This is a genomic window from Actinoplanes sp. NPDC004185 (genome assembly GCF_053603475.1).
This window is the reverse complement of the sequence record NZ_JBSGFR010000143.1, coordinates 1-1,001: the sequence shown is the minus strand read 5'-3', so window position 1 is coordinate 1,001 and position 1,001 is coordinate 1. Positions and strand designations below refer to the sequence as shown.

General features: G+C 55.9%; 1 protein-coding gene. It reads left to right on the top strand.

Annotated features, from left to right (window positions below; translation table 11 throughout):
* Positions 1 to 21: 21 nt before the first annotated feature.
* Positions 22 to 1,001, top strand: a 980-nt coding sequence (locus ACWEOZ_RS44440; RefSeq protein WP_451916691.1) for a hypothetical protein, incomplete at its 3' end; no start/stop codon positions are given.

The following is a 1,001-nucleotide window of genomic DNA, read 5'->3' as shown; positions in this document are numbered from 1 at the left end:
CGAGGCACTGACATTGCAGAAGTGACGCCTGCAGTGTTCAATTCGGCGGCGCTCGCTGCCGCAAAAGAAGCGATAACATCGAAATATACCGTCCACGTTGCCCTTAAGTGCATCGCTGACACGCTTGATGAGTTGCACCTCGTCAAGGTACGGCTCCGTTGGGCTTGGGCAAAGAGGAAGCGCGGGCGCAGCCATGGTGGTTTGAAGCAGATAAAGCTGGACGAAGGGCCGGAGGTCGACCGACGAGCGTCTGACGAAGTCGTCTTTGCGATTGCTCAACTCTATCGTATTGTTCCTCGAACCGCTTGGGCAGACCGCGTCTGCGTTCTTTTGGCCACCGTTCTCGTTTGCACGGGCCTTCGTCTCGGTCAAGTGCTGACGTTGAGAGCCGAGATGCCGTTGTTCGATGAGGCGAACAACGAGTACTACATTCGCCTCGTGCCATTTAAACGCTCGAACGCCCGGCGACAGACACTTCTAACGGCAACGGTTGACCTCATGAACGACGTCTTCCGCGAGCTCCTGGAGATGACGCAACCATGCCGGAAAGTTGCACATTGGTTGGCGAAACATCCGGGCAAGGTCTATCTGCCACAACCCGACAACACAGAGGGGACAATTCGTGCCAAAAAAATCCAGCAGTGGCTAGGCCTCGAGAACAGTCAGTTTGGCAAACGTCGAAGAGAGAAATGGGGAATTACCGGTGACACCGTGTCATTGGATGCCGTGCACGAACGGCTGAAAGTGCATCGATTTGACGGCCCAGTTGTCCCCGGAACAAGGAACGAGCGACTGTTGCTTCAAGACTGCCTCTCGATATCGTTTTTTGACGCCATGAGGCGCCGTGCAACCGCTCTCATTTATGCCGTCCGCCCCATCACCGAGCAAAACGTTTCGGACTGCCTGCGCGGCCGGCAAAAAGGAAGCGCTCCCGCACGACCGAATATTTTTGGGCGATATGGCTTGACGGACGCGGCTGGCAATTCCTTGAGCGCCCTTAG